The organism is Methylocystis sp. Uni0008 (assembly GCF_056838045.1).
Window position 1 is genome coordinate 1,242,283 of sequence record NZ_CM166370.1, and the last position, 18,445, is coordinate 1,260,727.

The window sequence follows — 18,445 nt, forward strand, 5'->3', positions numbered from 1 at the left end:
TCGAGACGGAAAGCGGGGCGATCGGTCCTGAGATGGCGAACACAGAAGCTCAGCCCGTAAACACGCGCAGGACTGCGGCCGACGATCTCCCGTCGCACCTGAGATTGGTTGTCGCCGCGCTGAAATGCTCGCGCCAGCGGTCGGCGCTGATCTGGCTGGGCGCCGGTCTTGTGGTCATCGTCGCCGCAACGGCCTATGGCCAGATTCGGCTCAACGCCTGGAACGAGCCCTTCTATGACGCGCTGGCGCGCAAGGATCTCTCCGGCGTCCGCGACCAGCTTATCGTCTTCGCGATCATCGCCGGCGCGCTGCTCGTCCTCAATGTGTCGCAGACCTGGCTCGCGAGCATGACCAAGCTGAAACTGCGAGAGGCGCTGACCCGCGACCTGTTCCTTCAGTGGCTGACGCCGCACCGCGGTTTCCGCATTGCAGCGATGGGCGAAATCGGCGTCAACCCCGACCAGCGCATACATGCCGACGCGCAGCGTCTCGCCGAAGTGTCGACCGATCTCGGCGTGGGTCTGTTACAGGCGACATTGCTGCTCGTGAGCTTTATCGGCGTCCTCTGGGCGCTGTCAGCAGGCGTCACCTTCGACATTGCCGGAACAAGAATCGCCATTCCCGGCTACATGGTGTGGAGCGCGCTGCTCTACGCGAGCATCGCTTCCTTCGGCAGCTGGAGGGTCGGCCGGCCGCTCGTCGAACTCGGCGCCGAGCGCTATGGACGAGAGTCCGAGCTGCGCTTCGCGCTCATGCGCGTCAACGAGCATGTCGAGGCGATCGCGGTCTGCAGGGGCGAGGATGTCGAGGAAAGCCGTCTGCATCGGGAATTCGATCGCCTGCTGACGGTGCTGCGCCGGCTCGTCACGGCGACGACGAATCTGACCTGGGTCACCGCAGGATACGGCTGGTTCACCATCGTCGCGCCAATCATCGTCGCATCGCCGGCCTATTTCGCAGGAAATCTCACATTCGGCGGCCTGCTGATGGCGGTCGGAGCGTTCACGCAGGTGCAGCAGTCGCTGCGCTGGTTCGTTGATAATGCGAGCGTCATCGCCGACTGGCGCGCCACCTTGCATCGCGTCGCTGGCTTTCGCGCGGCGCTTCTGGAAGCCGACAGCGTCCCTCCCCGCGCGCCTCGCATCTCGTTCGAGCGGACTGACAAAGATCTTCTAGTCATCGACGAGCTGCGAATCCTGTCCTATGCCGGCCGCACAAGCTTGAGCGAATCCCACGTCGAGATCGCGCCCGGCGATCACGTGCTGATCGTCGGCGAGCGCAAGTCGGGCAAGACGCATCTGTTCCAGGCGCTCGCCCGTCTGTGGAACGTGGGGAGCGGCGTCGTGCGCGCGCCGCCGCCCGAGCACATGCTCTTTATCCCTAAGCGCGCTTATCTTCCCGATCTTGCGCTGCGGAGCGCGCTTTCTTATCCGCTGCCCCCGGCGAGCTTTGCCGATGACGCCTATATCGCGGCGCTGACGCAGCTTGATCTAGCGCATTTCACGCCTTGGCTCGATCGGGTCGCGCGATGGGAACAGGAGCTGACGGACGTTGAGCAGCAGGAGCTGGCCTTCGCCCGAGTGGCGCTTCACAAGCCGCGTTTCGTCATTGTTGATGAAGCGCTCGACTCGCTATCGTCGCACGCCCGCCAGCTTTTCTTCGACGCGCTCGACAAGGAGCTCGCAGATACGGCGCTGGTGCATATCGGCGGACCAAAGAGCCAAGACCTGTTTTTCCGCCGAGTCCTGCATTTGACGCTCGATACGCGGCTTGGTTCAGCGGAAGCGGCGCCTAATCAGCCAACCGACGAACTTCCCGCCGCCGCTGGTCTGCGATCACCTTCCTGACGCAGTGTTGCAAGCGCGCCCCACAAACCGCCGCAATCGCCAAGCTTCGCGCGAACAATATCGGGAAGCGCCGGGTTCTTGTGCGGCAAGGCCCGTAAATGCGTCGCTATGCGATCGATCGAAATGCCGATCTCGCTCATCATGGCGCCGCCCATGACGATCCGATCCGGCGACCAGTGCGCAATCGTGTTATGCAGCGCGCGCGCCGTTATCGCGGCGAGTTCATCCCACACTGGATGATCCGCGCCGAGGGTGCGCGGCTCCGCTCCGAAGCGGCGGGCGATGGCGGCTCCTGAAACCAGCTCTTCGAAGTTGAGCGCGCCGCAGTCGATAAATTGCTCACCGATTTCAAAACCATATGTCGCCCTGTCGATTCGCCCGTCGACGATGCGCACGCCATTCACGCCGGTCGAGATCGTGACATAGGCGAGAATGGCGGAGCCTTTGCCCGCTCCGACGCTCGCCTCGCCAAGCCCCACCAGCGCCGTGTCATTCTCCAGCAAGACCGGAGCGCCGAGCCTGGCTTCAACGTCTTCCGCCAGCGCGGCGCCATTCCATTTTGGAAGGTTGGCCGCATTGACGAGAATGCGCTTGTCCCGCGACAACACGCCCGGAACGCCGATGGCGACCCCGCGAATCCGCGCGCCCGCCGCCGCCTTTGACGCCGCCGCGCATAGGAACTCCAGCGCGTCGCGATAATCGCTCGGCGTTTCCGCGATGGCGGGCTCGGCGAGTTCGGCGTGATCCAACGCGCCGGCGACCCGCGTCTTGGTTCCCCCCACATCGGCGACGACATACATCCATCTGCTCCGATGTTCAGGTTCCGGACTTCGGCGCGCCGGCGACTTTTCGCGCCTGCCGATTGAGGATTTCGATCACTTCCTCGTCGCTGATCTGACGAAAGTCGCGGTAGAAAAACCCGATCGCGCCAAAAGCGCGGTGCGTCTCGAGGCAGACGATCTCGTCAGCCTCGGGCGCGAGCGACTCGAGCGTATCCGGCGGCGCGACCGGAACCGCCAGCACAAGCTTCTTCGGCGCGCGTGCGCGAACGGCGCGCAAGGCCGCGCGTGTGGTCGCGCCTGTGGCGACGCCGTCATCGACGACGATCGCGACCCGGCCTCTCGCCTCAGGACGCGGACGCCCGCCGAGATAGAGTCGACGGCGACGCTCGATCTCTTCAAGCTCGCGTGCGCATACCTCCTGAAACGCCTGCTCGCTGACATCCGCCATGGCGATCACATCCTCGTTACGCACGACGACCGGATCGCCGCCATCCGCCACGGCGCCCATCGCAAGCTCCGGCTGAAAGGGCACGCCGATCTTCCTGACGAGCACGAGATCAAGGGGCGCATTGAGCGAAGTCGCAATCGGCTCTGCAACCGGCGCGCCGCCGCGCGGCAGGGCGAAGACGACGACATCCTCGCCCTTGAATTTCTCAAGCTCGGCGGCGAGGCGGCGTCCTGCGTCGGTTCGGTCGTAGAAGGACATGATGACCCCTCGCCTTCCCTGTCTAATTGTCTGCAGCCAGCGCCGATTGCGCGAGATTAAGATAGCGCGTCGCCAGCGGCTCCCATTTCGCCGGCTCGCGCGGCGTATCGTCAAGAAGATGCGCCACGGACTGCCGCGCGCGCAGCATCGCGCGCCAAGCGGCGTAGAGTGAAACTAAACTTCGCGGCGCTTCGCAGGAGAGCCGCTGCGCGACTTTTTCGGCGATGTCGGCGCCAAGCGTCTTCGCGCCAATGAGCGCGCATTCGACGCCAAGATAGGCGAGTTCGTCGAAGGGATCGACCTGACGCAGCTCGGCGTTGAACTCCAGACAGTCGAATATGGCGATGGGATCGCGAAAGCAGATATGCTCTGGCCGCAGATCGCCATGTCCATCGACGACGCGGCCTTCAAGCACGCGGTCCTGCAACTGCGATCGGCTGGCCGCGAGTCTCGCGTCGAGAAGATCGAGCAGAATGGGCGTGCGTCCATGATCGAGCGCGAAATCCCGCCGCGTCAGAATATCCCGGTTCTTTTCCTGCTCCCGGAAGAAACGCAGCGCATAATCCTCGGCGCTGATCGAAGAGCGCTCCACACGGCGATAGAAATCCGCCAGCGTATCGGAGAGCGCGTCAATCTGCGGCATGGTCAGCCGATCTTCAGCGATCAGCCGATCGAGCATCGCTTCCTGCGGCAGACGACGCATCGCGACGAGCCAGTCGACGGCGGCGGCGTCGCCGCCAAGCGCCATGCCCCGCTCCAGACTATAGGTCAGCGGAACGACTCCCAAATAAACATCGGGCGCGAGCCGGCGGTTGAGGCGCACCTCCTCGCGACAATTGTGTTCGCGGGCGCCGAGCGTCGAGAAATCGAGAAAGGGATAACGGACAGGCTTCTTGAGCTTGTAGACCCTCTCGCCTGCGAGAAAAACATAGGACATATGCGTTTCGAGCACGGTGACCGACGCCGGCGCATGCGGATAGGCCTCGGGCGCGCTGAGAAATCGAACCTTGTCCGCGGTTAGGGGCGCGCCCCTGTCGCAAACAGCGCTTGCCCGGTTTTGCGGGATCGACTGCATCGTCGCGCCGCTCATCAGCCCTTGACGCAAATGAGCGGCTTCAGAAAGGCGACCTTCCTCGCCAATCCTGCCGCCTCCGCGGAATCCACGACCGCGCGCACGTCCTTGTAGGCGCCGGGCGCCTCTTCAGCGACGCCGCGCAGCGAGGGACTCTTGACGATGATTCCTTGAGCGCGAAGATCGTCAACGACTTGGCGACCGCCCCAGGCGCGCGTCGCCGCATGGCGGCTCATGCGCCGTCCCGCGCCATGACAGGCCGAGGAAAACGCCTGCCGTTCGCTCGTCTGCATGCCGGCGAGCACATAGGAGCCTGCGCCCATGCTGCCGCCGATCAGCACCGGCTGGCCATGTGGCTTGAGCGCCTCGGGCAGACGTTCATGGCCGGGGCCAAACGCGCGCGTCGCGCCTTTGCGATGAACGAAGAGCTGGCGTGTCTCGCCGTCGATCGCATGACGCTCCACCTTGCAGGTGTTGTGTGAAACGTCAAACATGAGCGGCAATTCTCCATGCGCGAAAAACCTGGCGAAGACCTGTCGCGCCAGATGGCCGATAATCTCGCGATTCGCGAGCGCACAATTGATCGCGGCGCGCATGGCCCCGAGATATTTTTGCCCAAGCTCGGATGTGATCGGCGCACAGGCCAATTCGCGATCCGGCAGATCAATCCCGTAGCCTTGCGCCGACAGCACCATCTCGCGAAGATATTCCGTGCCGATCTGGTGACCGAGGCCGCGCGAACCGCAATGGATCGTGACGACGCATTCGCCCTTGACGAGGCCATATGCGGCGGCGGTTTTCGCATCGAAAACCCCGGCGACTTCCTGCACCTCGAGGTAGTGATTCCCCGACCCCAGCGTGCCCATTTCGCGGCGCTGCCGCTTACGTGCATGTTCCGACACCGCCGCCGGTTCGGCGCCGGCGGCGCAGCCTTCCTCCTCGATGCGATCGAGATCCTCCGTGCGGCCCAAGCCGCGCGCAACCGCCCATTGCGCGCCGCCAAGCAGCATGGCGTTCATGTCCTCTTCGTCGAGGGAGATCTCGCCCTCCGAGCCGACGCCGGCCGGAACATGTTCGAACAGCGCGTCGGCGAGCTCCTGCTGAACGGAGACGACCTGTTCGCGCGTCAGATGCGTGAGATGCGTCCGCACGCCGCATGAGACGTCGAACCCGACGCCGCCCGCGGACACGACGCCGCCTTCATCCGCATCGAAGGCCGCAACGCCGCCGATGGGGAAGCCGTAGCCCCAATGCGCGTCGGGCATGGCGTAGGAAGCCCGCACGATGCCCGGAAGTTTCGCGACATTCGTCACCTGATCGAAGACCTTGTCGTCCATTTCCTTCATCAGGTCTTCAGTCGCGTAAATGATCGCCGGGACGCGCATGCCCGCGAAGGGCTCGATCCGCCAGGCCGTGTCCGAAAGCTTCTCGAAACGTGAAACGTCCATCGCACCCTCCCGCGGCTAAACGTCAATCACGCATTGCGCCCGCCATAGTCCTGGCCGATCCTCGACGAAGGCAAGTTCTGTGTAGGTCGCGCCCTTCGCTTCGACGGCTGGCGCATGTCGCGCGCGCGACACGCCTTCGCCGAGAGCGCGGCCCTCGAGACGATTATTCTCGATCTTAACGTCGAACGCGCCAAACACCATGCGGCGCTCCGCCATCTCGTATATGAGCGCATTGAGCCAGTCGACGAGCAGCAAGTCGAGGCGCGGCGCTTCCACCGCGACCTCGACCGCCTCATCAAGCCGGACGGTCGCGGGATCAAGGATCGTCGCCATCATGGCGAGGGCGGCCTGTTCACAGGCTTCGCCGGGCGTCGCGCCATAGCCGCGCACGCCAATGTCGGCGTCGTGCGGAAAATGCTCCCAGCGCGCGACCGCTGAGGGATCGCTGACGGCGGCGATCGCCGGCATCACGCGGCGTCGCGGCCGAGAGGCGTGACGCGGCTCGCTTGCGGGCCTTCCTTGCCGTCCTCCTCCCGGTAGCGAACGCGAGCGCCGGGCTTCAATGCGTCAAAGCCGGGATCTTCGACGCTGTTGCGGTGGAAGTAGATCTCTCGGCCATCGGGGCCTTCGATGAAGCCATACCCCTCCTCCGCCATCATTTTCTTCACGACGCCGGTCGGCGGCGACTCGTGATGCTTCACCTTGCCGCGCATGCGCCGCACCTGGTCCTGCAGCCGGCGCCGCGCGCGCTTGAACGCGTCATTGAGCGCGAAATCGAAATCCTGAAAACGCTCGTCGAGTTGCGGCGTGCGCTCGATCGCCACCTCGCGCTTGTCGGGAAGGACGAGATGCAGGTTGATCTCATAGAGCCCGCCCGTATGATGATGCGCGCCAGGGCCCTTGACGACGACGCGACAGGCTGTCGCACGTCCGTAGCGCTCCTCCAGCTTCTCGATCAGACGCATGATTTTGTCTTGCCGGTCGGATGAAGGCTCAACGCCCTGAAAATCAATCTTGGGCTGCGTTTCCATCGAAAATCCTCCCAGAGCTAAGGCGCACAGATGAGCGTCCCAAGAGAGATATGGCGAGGGCTGAGCGGCTTCTCCAGATAGAAGACTCATAAAGCAACGCCATGTAGGCTGAATCGTCCAGTTCACACGAGGTCCGACCATGTCGAGCGACTTCACCACCGCTGACGTCGCGATTGCGCCGCATCGGCTGGAGGGATCGCTGTACCTGCCTCAGTCGCCGCGGGGGCTGATCATCTTCGCGCATGGCAGCGGCTCTTCACGCTTCAGCCCTCGCAACAGACTCGTCGCCGAGCGTCTCGCCGCCCGGGGCTTCGCCTGTTTGCTGTTCGACCTGCTGACCGCCCAGGAAGGCGAACTTCGCCGCAATGTCTTCGACATCCCGCTGCTCGGCGCGCGCGTCACTGAGGCGATCGCCTGGGCCGGCGCGGAGAGCAAGACTTCCGCCCTGCCGATCGGCCTGTTCGGGGCGAGCACGGGCGCCGCGGCTGCGCTGGTCGCCGCCGCCGACGAACCGCGCGTGGCCGCCGTCGTCTCCCGGGGCGGTCGGCCGGATCTTGCCGGCGACGCGCTGGAGCGCGTTCAAGCGCCGACATTGCTGATCGTCGGCGGACTCGACTATGGAGTCATCGAACTCAATCGCAGCGCGCAGCAGCTGCTCAGATGTCGGAACCGCCTCGACATCGTGCCCGGCGCCACCCATCTCTTCGAGGAGCCCGGCACGTTGGAGAGCGTCGTCGAGCGCGCGACCAATTGGTTCATCGAGCATGTTTGCGCGACGCCGAGCAGTGCGAGCGAATAGTTTCGCCGAATTTGCACGATGATGGAAGGTTTGACGAAATGACGACCATGGCGCTGACCGATCCGCCGCTCAAACGGCTTTTCGAGCGACTGGATTTTGCGCCGCAGCCGCAAGGATTCGAGCTCGATCTCGTGCATGAACGCTGGGAGGCGGCGCGCGACCGCGCCGTAGCGCCCAAAAGAAGCGCGATCAGCTTCGCGCCGCAGGATCGCGCCGCCGCGGAGGCGCTGTTCGTACATCGCTTCGAGGCGGGGAACGACGACGGCGTCCTGACCGAAGGCGCGTCTGCCGCGGCGGCGATGCTTGGCCCCTGCAAAATCGGCGACAGATTGAGCGGAGCAGCCAATCGCCGCGGCGCTGTGCGGCTGCGCCGTCTGTTGACGGAAGTGCGGCGTACAGGCCAACCCGTGCTCGCGCAATATACGCGCGTCGAAAATGGACGCGATCGCGCGATCGTGGAAATTCTGGCGGCGCCGCTCTCTGAAGACGGGCGCACGATCGACTCGGCGCTCACCGCAATCTCAGCGCAGGTTCTGGATGGCGCGCCCGCCTGGGCGCCGCGTGCGGCCGCGGACCGCAGCCTTGCGATTTTTGCGCTGGGCGCAAGCACGTCATTTGGCGAAGATGTCGCCCAATTGCTCGGCGCTGAGCTGACGCCGCTCGAAGACCGCGAGTTCGAAGACGGCGAGTATAAGATCAGGCCGCTCGAAAACGTGCGCGGCCGCGACTGCTATGTCGTCTTCACCCTGAATGGCGATCATGTCGCGAGCAGCGCCGACAAGCTGTGCAAGCTGCTATTCTTCATCGGCGCGCTGAAGGACGCCGGCGCAGAGCGGGTCACCGCCGTCACCCCCTATCTTTGTTTCGCGCGCAAGGACCGACGCACGAAGCCGCGGGATCCCGTCACAACGCGTTATGTCGCGCAGCTCTTTGAAGCGCTCGGCACGGATCGTCTGGTCTGCATCGACGTGCATAACATCGCCGCCTTTCAGAACGCCTTTCGCTGCGAAACCGTCCATTTGGACGCCCAGGCGCTCTTTGCGCGTCATGTCGTCGCAAATATCGGAGACTCGCCGGTCGCCGTCGTTTCACCGGACCTCGGCGGCGAGAAGCGCGCGGAGCTTTTTCGGCTCCGGCTTGAGCGCGTGCTGAAACGGCCGGTGTCCAAAGCCTTCATGGATAAGGTTCGCAGCGAAGGCCGCGTCACTGGCGAGATTTTCGCTGGCGACGTCAAGGATCGCACCGCAATTATTATCGACGACCTCATCGCCGGCGGCGGCACGGTGGCGCGCACCGCTGCGGCCTGCCGAAAGAATGGCGCGGCGCGCGTCTGGGTCGCGGCAACGCATGGCGTCTTTTCGGAGCAAGCCGCGTCGACTCTCGCGAACGCCCCGATCGATGAACTAATCATCACCGATTCGGCGCCGCTGCAATCGGCCGTGGCGACCGCGCTCGGCGATAGACTGACGCTGCTCAGCGTCTCCGGCCTCGTCGCCGAAGCGATCCGTCGACTGCACGGAAACGGTTCGATCACCGACCTTCTCGAAGGCGCCTAGTGTGCGCGCAACGCTCAGGTTGCGTCCGGAAGGAACTCGCGCCACAAGCGTTGCATGAACCTTGAAGACGTCGTCATTCGCCGAATGTCCAAAGGCGAGCTTGCTGTGGCGCTGGATTGGGCCGCTGCCGAAAGCTGGAACCCCGGACTTTACGACGCCGAGTGTTTCTATGCAGTCGATCCGGAGGGCTTCTTTATCGCGGAATCGGCGGGCGAGCCCTTGGGCTGCGTTTCGGCAGTCGCCTATGACGAGAGCTTCGGTTACGTTGGACTCTTCATCGTTCGTCCGCCCTATCGCGGACAGGGCGTCGGTCTTCGCCTCTTCGACGTCGCGCTGCGCCATGTGCAGGGACGCAATGTCGGTCTCGACGCCGCGATGGGCATGCAAGAAACCTATGCCCGCTATGGGTTCAAATATGCCTATCGCGTCATACGTCATCAATGCGTCGGCGGCGGCGAGTCGCCTTCCGAGTTGACGGAACTGGCGTCGACGCCCTTCGACGAACTCCTGCGGTACGACCAGACGATTTTTCCCGCACCGCGTTCGCAATTTCTTGCGAGCTGGATTTCTCAGCGGCGCGGCGCATCGCTCGCCTATATGAGGCAAGGTCGGCTCGCCGGCTATGGCGTGCTGCGCGCCTGCCGCGAAGGCTACAAGATCGGACCGCTGTTCGCGGACGAGCCGGCGATCGCCGACGCGTTGTTTCAAGGCTTGTGCGCGCGGGCCGCAGGCGCGCCGGTGTTTCTCGATGCGCCCGAAGCGAACCCCGCCGCCATCGAACTGGCTCAGCGGCGGCGGATGGCCACCGTGTTCGACACTGCGCGCATGTATACGAGAGGGGCGCCGCCGGGCCGCATCGACCGCTGCTACGGCGTCACCACACTCGAACTCGGCTAACGCGGCGCGGCGCGCGCCTGCGTTCAATCCGATCTTTCATGCGACAGTGACGCTCGGCTCGATCAGCGTCGGATCATCATCGGCTTCGCCGGAGCGGTTGACCCGCGGCGACACGATCCATTCCTGCAGAGCGTCTTCGGGCGGCGGATGGAGCAATGCGTCGGGGTTCTCGCCCCTCATCCATGCGTTGGCGTCGCGCCAATCGAGGATGACGGACATGCGATCATGAAAGCGGCGCATCCACCGATTCGCCGGACCGACGATGATCGTCGCTGAATTCACCTTGGCGTCGCTCTCAATATTGCGACAGCATTCGTACAAGCCGGCGAAAGCCAGCGGACGGCGGTCGGAGGCCAAAAAATAATGCGCCGTCTTCGCGCCTTTCGCGCCCGTCCACTCATAGAAACCCGACGCCGGAATAATGCAGCGCCGCGCGGCGAAGGCGGAGCGAAACATCGGCTTCTCGGCGATCGTTTCGGCGCGCGCGTTGAAGGTCGCGGGAAGTTCGCGCAAGGGCTTCTTCCACCATGACGGCGCCAGGCCCCAGCGCATCTGGACGAGTTCATTTCCCGCGGACGACGGTCGGATAACTTCGATCGTCGTCGTGGGCGCCACATTGTAGCGCGGCTGCAGATTGCGCGGCTGGCCGATCAGGTCGGCCAGCCGTTGAAGTTCTTCCCAGGAGAGATGCTGCGTGAAACGCCCGCACATTGGGCGAGACCGTCCCGCTCAGTAATAGTGACGCCGATGACGGTAATATGGGCGCGGCGCCGTCGCGGCGCCAACGAGCGCGCCGCCCGCCGCGCCAACCGCCGCCGTCGCGAGCGTCGGCCCCGCGAGGCCGCCCGAGGCAAGCGCGCCGATGCCCGCGCCGCCGAGACCCCCGATGACGCCGCCGCCGAGAGCGCGCTCCGCCGGCGTGTAGCAGCCGTAAAGCGGCGCTGAGGCCATCAGAAGCGTCGCAAGGACGAAGACTTTCCTGGCGCGGCGGGGCGTGGCGATGCTGTTCATATTCGTTCCCTTGTTCATGGTTTTCGCCGCATGGCGCTTAGGCCAGACCTTTGCGGCGCATCGCCAATCACCCCAGATTTGCGCCAGAACGATGGCCTGACGGATGACGGCCATGCCGCCGGAGGCGACGTGGCCGACGACACACTGCGGCGGGCAATTCTTTCAAATAAGAATAGTTTGAAAGACGCTATCTGAAAGATTTCCGATCAGGGTTGGATTGTATTGACGCACGAAGTTGCTTGCTAAATCTTACCGCAATGCACGCGGCGTCGATGAGATTTCGTCATCGGAGATTCCCCGCCTCTGAGCTGGATGCTCGTCCTCAAGCTCTGATCCTTGAAGGAGAGAACAATGTGCGAAATTGCGCACGAGAGAAAACGCATTGACTCGATTCTCGCCGAAGCGATGAACCAGAACTCGGTTCGAACATCGATCGATGAAATCGAACTCGCCGGGCACGGACTTGCGGCGCTGCGCAGCCATTATGCGCTGTCCTGTTCGGATGAATGCATGCGCAAGAGATGCGACGAATTCGCCGCGCTCGTCGTGCTGTCGCGCCGCGCGCAGCAGCACGCCCTGCAGACGTCCTGAGCCATTTGGCCGCGGCAAAGAGGGAACGCGCGATGTTCATGGCGTCGAACCAGTTCAAGGTCGTCAAGGGCTGCGAAGACACGTTCGAATCAGCTTGGAAAGAGACAAGCGTCCGGCTGCGGGAAGCGGCCGGACTCATCGGCTTCCGCTTCCATAAAGGGAGGGAGATCGGCCCGCACGTTCTCTACTTCTCGGTCACCATGTGGGAGACGGAAGAGCGCTTCATTGATTGGCGACGCGCCGAACTCTATGGCGCGCCCGGCGGAAGCATTGGACCGCGCTGCGCCTCGCGGCTCGAGGAGTTCGACGCGAATGTCTCCAGAGACAATCCGCAATAGCGCGCCGACGGCGCTCGCAGGGAGAAGGTTATGTTAGGAATCGGCGACAGCCTGCCGCAGTTTTCCATAATTGGCGTCAAGCCCGGGTTTAACGAGATCGAAGAAAATGGCGATTCGGCTTTCGAACCGCTCAGCGAGAAAAGCTTTCCGGGAAAGTGGAAAGTGATTTTCTTCTATCCAAAGGATTTCACCTTCGTTTGCCCGACTGAAATCGCCGCCTTCGCGCGCCTGTCGAACGAATTCGCCGCGCGCGACGCCGTCGTTCTCGGCGGCTCAACCGACAATGAATTCGTGAAGCTTGCCTGGCGGCGCGATCACGCGGACCTGAAGAATCTGCCGATCTGGCAGTTCGCCGATCCCAAGGGCAATCTGATCGATGGGCTCGGCGTGCGCGCGCCTGCAGGCGTCGCCTATCGCGCCACCTTCGTCGTCGATCCCGACAACGTCATTCAACATGTCTATGCGACGAATCTCGACGTCGGCCGCGCGCCGGAAGACACGCTGCGCGTGCTCGACGCGTTGCAGACCGGCGCCCTGTGCGCCTGCAACCGGCCGGTCGGCGGCGAGACGCTCAGCCCTGCCGCGTGACGGGGGAGGCGGCGCCGGGCAGACGCAACGTCAGGCATTTCGCGGCGCCGCCCGCCTTCATGAACTCCGATAGGGGCGTCACGACCGGCGTGAAGCCGGCGTCGATAAGACGCGCGCGAAGCTCGTCGGAACAGGCGTTGAGGAAAATCCGGCCGGCGACTTCAACGGCGTTGCAGGCGAATGCGAGCGCGTCCTTCTCGCCGACTTCGATTCGCTTCTCGGCGGGAACGATCGCGCGGATCGCTTCCAGTGACGCGATGTCAAAGGCCGCCGGATAATACATCACCCAGCCGCCGCTCAGCGGGCAGAAGCAGGTGTCGAGATGATAGAAGCGGGGATCGACGAGCTTCAGCGCGATCGCGCGACGCCCGAAGATTTTCTGCAGATGCCTGGGCGACTCTTCGCCTGAGCGCCAGCCGTAGCCGCACCAGATGACGCCTCGCGCATGATCGAGAAGCGCGTCGCCGGCGCCTTCGAAGGGAATGTCGCGCGGCCACTGCGCGATCGAATAGCCCTGCGCTTCGAACCATTCACAAAACAGACGCTCTTCGGGCCGCCGCTCCCTGGCGTGGAATCGACTGACGACGGCCTTGTCGCCGATCGCCAGTCCCGCATTGGCAGTGAAAACCATGTCGGGCAGGCCAGGCGTCGGCGCGACAAGCGCAATATGGCTATGCGCCGAAAGATTACGGCGCAAATTCTCCCACTGCGCCCGGGCGCGCGGCAGCGCCGCGCGTCCGACCTGATTCTCCATCCATGGATTGATGATGTAGTCGACGCCGAAATAGTCCGGCGCGCACATTAAAAGCCCGCCAGGCGCCGGCGCGCGCTTCGGCGCCGCGTCTTCTCGCGCAAGCGCGTGCGGCACGTCCCCAAGGACAGCGGCTTCAGCGTCGAAGTTCATCAGCGGTTCCTTTTGCGTTGAACGACCGTCAGTCACGCCTTCTACTCCGCGCTAAGGAGAAGCGCGGCGTCTTCCTGTTCCGCGTCGAGCGGGTGCAGCAGCGAGAACAAATCTTTCGGGTTTGCGGGTTCCGCGATCAACTCGATCTTGCGACCGACGCCCGTCTCGTTCGCGGCGTCTCGCAGCAGACGCAGCACCGAAAAATCCTCGACGGCGAAGCCAACGCTGTCGAAGACGGTCACGGCTTCAGTGGACGTGCGTCCGGGCCGATCGCCGGCAAGCACCTCGCGCAGTTCCGTCACCGGATGATCGGCGGCAAGCTGCTGGATTTCACCCTCGATGCGCGTCTGCGGCGCATATTCGACGAAGATCTCGGAGCGCAGCAACAGCGCGCGCGCAAGCTCGGTCTTGCCGGGGCAATCGCCGCCCACCGCGTTGATGTGCGTTCCGGGGGCGACCATGTCGTCTTCGAGGATCGTGGCGTATCGTTTGTCCGCCGTGATCGTCGTAATGATGTCTGCGCCCGCGGCGGCGCTGCGCGCATCGGCGCAACGAATGATCGTCACGCCGAAGTCGGCCATGTTGCGTTCGAATTTGTCGACGGCCGCAGGATCGACGTCAAAGACGCGAAGCCGATCGACGCCCAGCGCCGCGTTGAAGGCGCAGGCTTGAAACTCCGACTGAGCGCCAAGACCGATCAGCGCCATGATCTTGCTGTCGGCGCGCGCCAGATGCGTCGCCGCCAGAGCAGAGATCGCGCCGGTGCGAAAAGCGGTGGCGAGCGTCATATCCGCGATAAGCGTCGGATAGCCGGTTGCGACGTCGGCGAGCGCGCCGAAGGCGATCACGGTCTGAAGGCCGAATTTGGTGTTGCCGGGATGGCCGTTAACGAATTTGAAAGCGAAAGCCTCGCCGTCGCGCGTCGGCATCAGCTCAATGACGCCGCCCGGCGAATGGCTGGCGTATCGCGGCGATTTCTCGAACGCGTCCCAGCGTGTAAAATCCTCTCGCAGATAATCGACGAGCCGCAGCCAGAAGCGGCGCGCGCCGACCTCTGAGACGACGCGGGCGATGTCTCGCGCGCTGAGAAACGTGACCATGCGTTCTCCACTGATTGCGAACGCAGAAAGCCTAAGTCGCGGCGGCGCCAACCGAAATCGCCATAAATTGTCAAAATGAATCGCTTTTTGTCGTGTCAGCCATAAGTATTGGCAAAAATCACAACGGCGTTGCGCCATGGACGACCTCGACCATCGACTGATCGCCCTGCTGCGGACCGACGCGCGCGCCTCCCTTTCGCAGCTCGCGAAGGCGCTGGGCGTCTCGCGCGGGACGGTTCAAAACCGGCTCGACAAGCTGATCGCGTCCGACGTGATCCTTGGCTTTACCGTTCGGCTCAAGAACCCAGCCGCGCCTGATCGCATCCGGGCGATCATGATGGTCGAAGTCGCCGGCAAGAATTCCCGCCGCGTGGCGCATGCACTGCGCGGACTGCCGCAGATCCACGCACTCTACAGCACCAACGGGCCATTCGACCTCATCGCGGAAATCGAATGCGCCAACCTTGAGGAGTTCGATCGCGTGCTGTCGAGCGTGAGAATGATCGAAGGCATCGCGCGAAGCGAAACGAGCCTGCTGCTTGCGCCCGCCTGAAGATCTCGCGGCCTGGAGTGATCGATTGGTTATCGGAAAATGGATTCCGTCGCAGTTCAATTCCCGTGCATGTGCAGCAGGTTTTCCGTGCATGTGCAGCAGGCTTTCTCGCGCTCCAATCATGCGTCTTGCGCAACTAGCTTTTGCGTTGCAGCAGGGCGTTCATTGCAACGGCGCTCGTCAGAACTCTGTCGGTTGCGCTGCAAAAAACGTGGCGACAAATTTGCAACGCTTGACGAAATTCGTCGATCAGTACGGCGAGAAGTTCGGAACAGAGCTTGATTTCAATCGTTGTTAGGATGACGCTCGATAAATCGGTTGTTTCTGTGGTCCGTCTCTAAAGAAGGAGATTTCCAATGACCAGCAGAAGGCTTCAGCGAAGGCGAAGCGCCATCAGGACGCTTCTGCAAAACCTCGAAATTCGCCCGTTCTGCGAAGATAATCTGCCGCACTCAGGCGGCTGGTTGAGCCAGCCGCGGCCGAGATTGTCGCGCAGTTCATCCGGCCTCAATCACCAGGGCGATCGCCGATAGATTACGGCGCGGCGGATGCGCCGCCGCACCTTCAGGACCGAAGCGCCGACGGCGCTTCCGGAAAGCGCCCCGACCGTGGATGTAACGGCGGGGCGTTCTTCGTTGAGAGCGGCAAAAGAGCCCGCAGACCACCGCCGACCGAGCGCTCCTTGTTGCGGCGGCGCGCCATAGGCGTCGGCTTCCTCTCATGTCGGCTTGCTTGGATTGTCAGCCCGCCAGCGTGCTCGAAACGCTCTACGCCGGCGTCACGCCTTCGGAAACGCCGCCGCCTCCAGCACATTCTCGACCGGACAGTCGAACTCCCAAAGCACGCCCGAACTGTCGTATTCCAGCCGTGCGTCGCCTCGAAGGTTCAATCTGATCATGTCGCGAATGACGGTGGAGCCAAAGCCGCCGCGCGCGGGGGCGACAACCGCCGGGCCGCCCGTCTCGCGCCAGCGCATGGCGAACCGTCGGCTTGCGTCCCCCTGCGTCTCGATGCCCCATTCGATGTCGACGCGACCATCCGAATTGGACAGCGCGCCATATTTGACGGCGTTGGTCGCAAGTTCATGCAGCGCCATGCTGAATGATTGCGACGCCGCAGCCGATATGGTGAGCGGCGGGCCGCTGATCGTGACGCGGCCGTCAAGCAGATCCTCCAGATGCGCCAGCTGCGAACGCACGAGATCCTGCAGCAGGACGCCTTGCCAATTGCTGGCGACAAGCAGGTCCTGGTTCGTCGAGAGAGACAAGATCCGTTCCTGAAATTTGTCTTCGAAGTCGCGTCCCTGTTTCCCCGTTGTCGCCCGCGCGATGGCCAACACGATGCTCAGCATGTTCTTCGAGCGGTGATTGAGCTCCCGCATGAGAAGGCTGCGCTGCTCTTCGGCGCGAACACGCTCGGTCACGTCCCGCGACAGGATCGCGACCCGACCGCTTTTCCATCCCTCGACGCGGAAGACGAAGGCGTCGAAAATCTTGCCAAGCGATCGCGCCCTGCGAAGGACGCGTTCGGCTTTGCCGGTCGCGGCGACTCTGCCGATTGTGTCGATCCAGTCCTTTTCCAGGCTGGGGATGAGTTCGCGGCCGGTGCGGCCGACCGCGTTCTTCAGTCCGGTAATCGCTTCAAACGCCGGATTGACCTCGATGAAGCGATAGTCGACAGACTGTCCCTCCTCATAGAGCGGCTCGACGACGGTGAAACTTTCGTCGATTGATTCAAATAGGAAGCGATAGCGCGCTTCGCTCTCGCGGAGCGCCTCTTCACCCTGCTTGCGCAGTTCGGCTTCTGCGTGTCGGGCGATGATGATGGCGGCGGTCTGGGTGATCAGCCCGGCGAGTTCGATGTCGCGCGTGGTCGCCTGTCGCGGGTGGGGCGAATAGACCGCGAATGACCCTACGAACGCGCCGGTCCTGGTATAAATCGGGAAGCTCCAGCAGCCTCGATATCCGAATTTTTCCGCCAGCCAGAGCCATGACGCCCAGCGTGGCTCCTCGGCGACGTCGCTGGTGAGGACCGGCGACCGGGAGTAAGCGGCGAGCCCGCACGCCAAAGACTCCGGACCGACTTTCAGTCCATCGACCGCCACGGCGTAGTCCGCGGGCATGCCGACGACATGATGGATTTCCGTCCGCTGAGGGTTGGCGAGGTAAAATGCGACCCGGGCGTTCCCTCCCAGCCGCGCGGTCGCCATGCGCGCCAATACCCCAAGCGATACGTCCAAGGGCGCGTCGTTCAGGGCCGCTTCGAGCGCCTCCCGCAATCCCGCGAGCCGCGCTTCGCAATCGCGCAGCGCCGTTTCCGCCCGGGCCCGCGACATGGCCGGCCAGGCGCGGCCGGCGACGTCCTCCGCAATCGCCGCCTCAGACGCGCTCCACTTTCGGGGCGCGCCGGAATGAATGGCGAGCGTCGCGACAAGCCGGCCGTCCTCGAGCACGGGAACATCGATCAACGCCGAGACTGACCGATTCTCAAAGCCGCGGGCGATTTCCGCCGACGCCGTTCGCGGGTCGCTGTGGATGTCGTCAACCACGACTGTCCTGCCGCGCTTCAGATCGCCGATGAACGGCACGACGAGACTCGCGAGCATGTCGCGCCCGGCGCTATCGGGCGATGCGCCGTCTTGGGTCCGCTCGCATCCGCCCGCCTCGTCGATCTCGGCAAAGGCGACCTGCTCCGCTCGAAGATGGCGGGCCAAGATCTCGCTGCCCCTGGCCTGGATCGCGTGCGGATCATGGAGTGAACGCAGCCCGTCGTTCAGCTCTTGGAGCAGCGTCTCTCGGGACTCGCCTTCGCGGCGCGTGGCCTCCCTGCCCCGCTGCTCCGTGATGTCGCGTATCGCGAGAATGATGAGACCGATATCATCGAGCCGGCGGACGTTCAGCAGCATCACGCGACGGCCGATGTGCGCGAAGGCATGTTCGATTTCGAGATCATCGAAACTTGATTGCCGCGGGAGAATTTCTTCCAGCGCGCGCCGCAGCTCCGGAATGTCCCACTGACCGTCGCAGAGCGCATAGACGCGTCGGCCGACCGCCTCCTCCCGCGTGAGGTGAAAATGTCTTAGAAAGGCGTCATTGGCGACCTCGACCCTGAGCTGTGGGTCAAGCGCCAACAAAGGCAGGCATACGGCCTCCAGGATCGAACCCGCATAAGAGGACATGTCGCTTTTGCTTGCCATGCCTTTTCAGCTCGGGGCGGCAACTC

20 protein-coding genes are annotated in these 18,445 nt (G+C 63.6%); 9 read left to right on the plus strand and 11 right to left on the minus strand.

The window, feature by feature from the left end; translation table 11 throughout:
- The first annotated feature begins 32 nt into the window (after positions 1 to 32).
- On the plus strand, positions 33 to 1,847 hold the full coding sequence (locus AC0X69_RS06125) for an ABC transporter ATP-binding protein/permease (RefSeq protein WP_482612296.1): 1,815 nt from the start codon (positions 33 to 35) through the stop codon (positions 1,845 to 1,847).
- On the opposite strand, the gene AC0X69_RS06130 is transcribed toward AC0X69_RS06125, so the two are convergent.
- From AC0X69_RS06130 to AC0X69_RS06155, 6 genes are read right to left on the minus strand one after another with little or no spacing between them, the layout of a single operon-like run.
- On the minus strand, positions 1,796 to 2,647 hold the full coding sequence (locus AC0X69_RS06130; RefSeq protein ID WP_482612298.1) for an ROK family protein: 852 nt from the start codon (positions 2,645 to 2,647) through the stop codon (positions 1,796 to 1,798). The two genes, AC0X69_RS06125 and AC0X69_RS06130, sit on opposite strands and share 52 nt — an antisense overlap.
- 16 nt (positions 2,648 to 2,663) lie before the next feature.
- Positions 2,664 to 3,335 (minus strand): phosphoribosyltransferase, encoded by a 672-nt coding sequence (locus tag AC0X69_RS06135; RefSeq protein WP_482612300.1) that lies wholly within the window; start codon positions 3,333 to 3,335, stop codon positions 2,664 to 2,666.
- Positions 3,336 to 3,357: 22 nt separating this feature from the next.
- A complete protein-coding gene (locus AC0X69_RS06140) occupies positions 3,358 to 4,425 on the minus strand; it encodes a hypothetical protein (protein ID WP_482612302.1) in 1,068 nt (355 codons plus the stop codon).
- Positions 4,425 to 5,855, minus strand: a complete 1,431-nt coding sequence (locus AC0X69_RS06145; protein WP_482612304.1) for an RtcB family protein — start codon at positions 5,853 to 5,855, stop codon at positions 4,425 to 4,427. The genes AC0X69_RS06140 and AC0X69_RS06145 overlap by 1 nt, the downstream gene beginning before the upstream one ends.
- A gap of 15 nt (positions 5,856 to 5,870) precedes the next feature.
- The gene (locus tag AC0X69_RS06150; RefSeq protein WP_482612306.1) at positions 5,871 to 6,323 is read right to left on the minus strand and encodes an archease; all 453 of its coding nucleotides are present in this window, start codon (positions 6,321 to 6,323) and stop codon (positions 5,871 to 5,873) included.
- Positions 6,323 to 6,886, minus strand: a complete 564-nt coding sequence (locus tag AC0X69_RS06155) for a cold shock domain-containing protein (RefSeq protein ID WP_482612308.1) — start codon at positions 6,884 to 6,886, stop codon at positions 6,323 to 6,325. Before AC0X69_RS06155 ends, AC0X69_RS06150 begins: the two co-directional genes overlap by 1 nt.
- A 139-nt stretch (positions 6,887 to 7,025) precedes the next feature.
- Between AC0X69_RS06155 and AC0X69_RS06160 the strand changes: the two genes are divergently transcribed.
- The 3 genes from AC0X69_RS06160 to AC0X69_RS06170 are packed head-to-tail and all read left to right on the plus strand — an operon-like array spanning position 7,026 to position 10,138.
- Complete coding sequence (locus tag AC0X69_RS06160; protein ID WP_482612310.1) at positions 7,026 to 7,685, plus strand: dienelactone hydrolase family protein; 660 nt, start codon at positions 7,026 to 7,028, stop codon at positions 7,683 to 7,685.
- 38 nt (positions 7,686 to 7,723) lie between these two features.
- The gene (locus AC0X69_RS06165; protein ID WP_482612312.1) at positions 7,724 to 9,241 is read left to right on the plus strand and encodes a ribose-phosphate diphosphokinase; all 1,518 of its coding nucleotides are present in this window, start codon (positions 7,724 to 7,726) and stop codon (positions 9,239 to 9,241) included.
- A gap of 54 nt (positions 9,242 to 9,295) precedes the next feature.
- On the plus strand, positions 9,296 to 10,138 hold the full coding sequence (locus AC0X69_RS06170) for a GNAT family N-acetyltransferase (protein ID WP_482612314.1): 843 nt from the start codon (positions 9,296 to 9,298) through the stop codon (positions 10,136 to 10,138).
- Positions 10,139 to 10,174: 36 nt separating this feature from the next.
- On the opposite strand, the gene AC0X69_RS06175 is transcribed toward AC0X69_RS06170, so the two are convergent.
- A complete protein-coding gene (locus AC0X69_RS06175; RefSeq protein ID WP_482612316.1) occupies positions 10,175 to 10,849 on the minus strand; it encodes an SOS response-associated peptidase in 675 nt (224 codons plus the stop codon).
- Between the two features lie 18 nt (positions 10,850 to 10,867).
- Entirely contained in the window at positions 10,868 to 11,167 is a 300-nt protein-coding gene (locus tag AC0X69_RS06180) for a YMGG-like glycine zipper-containing protein (RefSeq protein ID WP_482612318.1), read from the minus strand.
- Positions 11,168 to 11,500: 333 nt separating this feature from the next.
- Between AC0X69_RS06180 and AC0X69_RS06185 the strand changes: the two genes are divergently transcribed.
- Genes AC0X69_RS06185 through AC0X69_RS06195 form a run of 3 tightly spaced genes read left to right on the plus strand, consistent with a single transcriptional unit; the run spans position 11,501 to position 12,666 of the window.
- Complete coding sequence (locus AC0X69_RS06185) at positions 11,501 to 11,740, plus strand: hypothetical protein (RefSeq protein WP_482612320.1); 240 nt, start codon at positions 11,501 to 11,503, stop codon at positions 11,738 to 11,740.
- A gap of 32 nt (positions 11,741 to 11,772) precedes the next feature.
- Positions 11,773 to 12,078, plus strand: a complete 306-nt coding sequence (locus AC0X69_RS06190; protein ID WP_482612322.1) for an antibiotic biosynthesis monooxygenase family protein — start codon at positions 11,773 to 11,775, stop codon at positions 12,076 to 12,078.
- A gap of 30 nt (positions 12,079 to 12,108) precedes the next feature.
- Positions 12,109 to 12,666, plus strand: coding sequence for a peroxiredoxin (locus AC0X69_RS06195; protein WP_482612324.1), 558 nt, complete (start codon positions 12,109 to 12,111; stop codon positions 12,664 to 12,666).
- Here the strand turns inward: AC0X69_RS06195 and AC0X69_RS06200 are convergent.
- Positions 12,650 to 13,570, minus strand: a complete 921-nt coding sequence (locus tag AC0X69_RS06200; RefSeq protein ID WP_482612326.1) for a dimethylarginine dimethylaminohydrolase family protein — start codon at positions 13,568 to 13,570, stop codon at positions 12,650 to 12,652. The genes AC0X69_RS06195 and AC0X69_RS06200 overlap by 17 nt on opposite strands.
- 41 nt (positions 13,571 to 13,611) lie before the next feature.
- On the minus strand, positions 13,612 to 14,670 hold the full coding sequence (ocd, locus tag AC0X69_RS06205; protein WP_482612328.1) for an ornithine cyclodeaminase: 1,059 nt from the start codon (positions 14,668 to 14,670) through the stop codon (positions 13,612 to 13,614).
- 136 nt (positions 14,671 to 14,806) lie between these two features.
- On the opposite strand from ocd, the gene AC0X69_RS06210 reads away from it, so the two are divergent.
- Positions 14,807 to 15,223 (plus strand): Lrp/AsnC family transcriptional regulator, encoded by a 417-nt coding sequence (locus AC0X69_RS06210; protein WP_482612330.1) that lies wholly within the window; start codon positions 14,807 to 14,809, stop codon positions 15,221 to 15,223.
- Between the two features lie 25 nt (positions 15,224 to 15,248).
- Positions 15,249 to 15,521, plus strand: coding sequence for a hypothetical protein (locus AC0X69_RS06215; RefSeq protein WP_482612332.1), 273 nt, complete (start codon positions 15,249 to 15,251; stop codon positions 15,519 to 15,521).
- Between the two features lie 480 nt (positions 15,522 to 16,001).
- On the opposite strand, the gene AC0X69_RS06220 is transcribed toward AC0X69_RS06215, so the two are convergent.
- Complete coding sequence (locus AC0X69_RS06220) at positions 16,002 to 18,419, minus strand: GAF domain-containing protein (RefSeq protein ID WP_482612334.1); 2,418 nt, start codon at positions 18,417 to 18,419, stop codon at positions 16,002 to 16,004.
- Positions 18,420 to 18,445 lie beyond the last annotated feature (26 nt).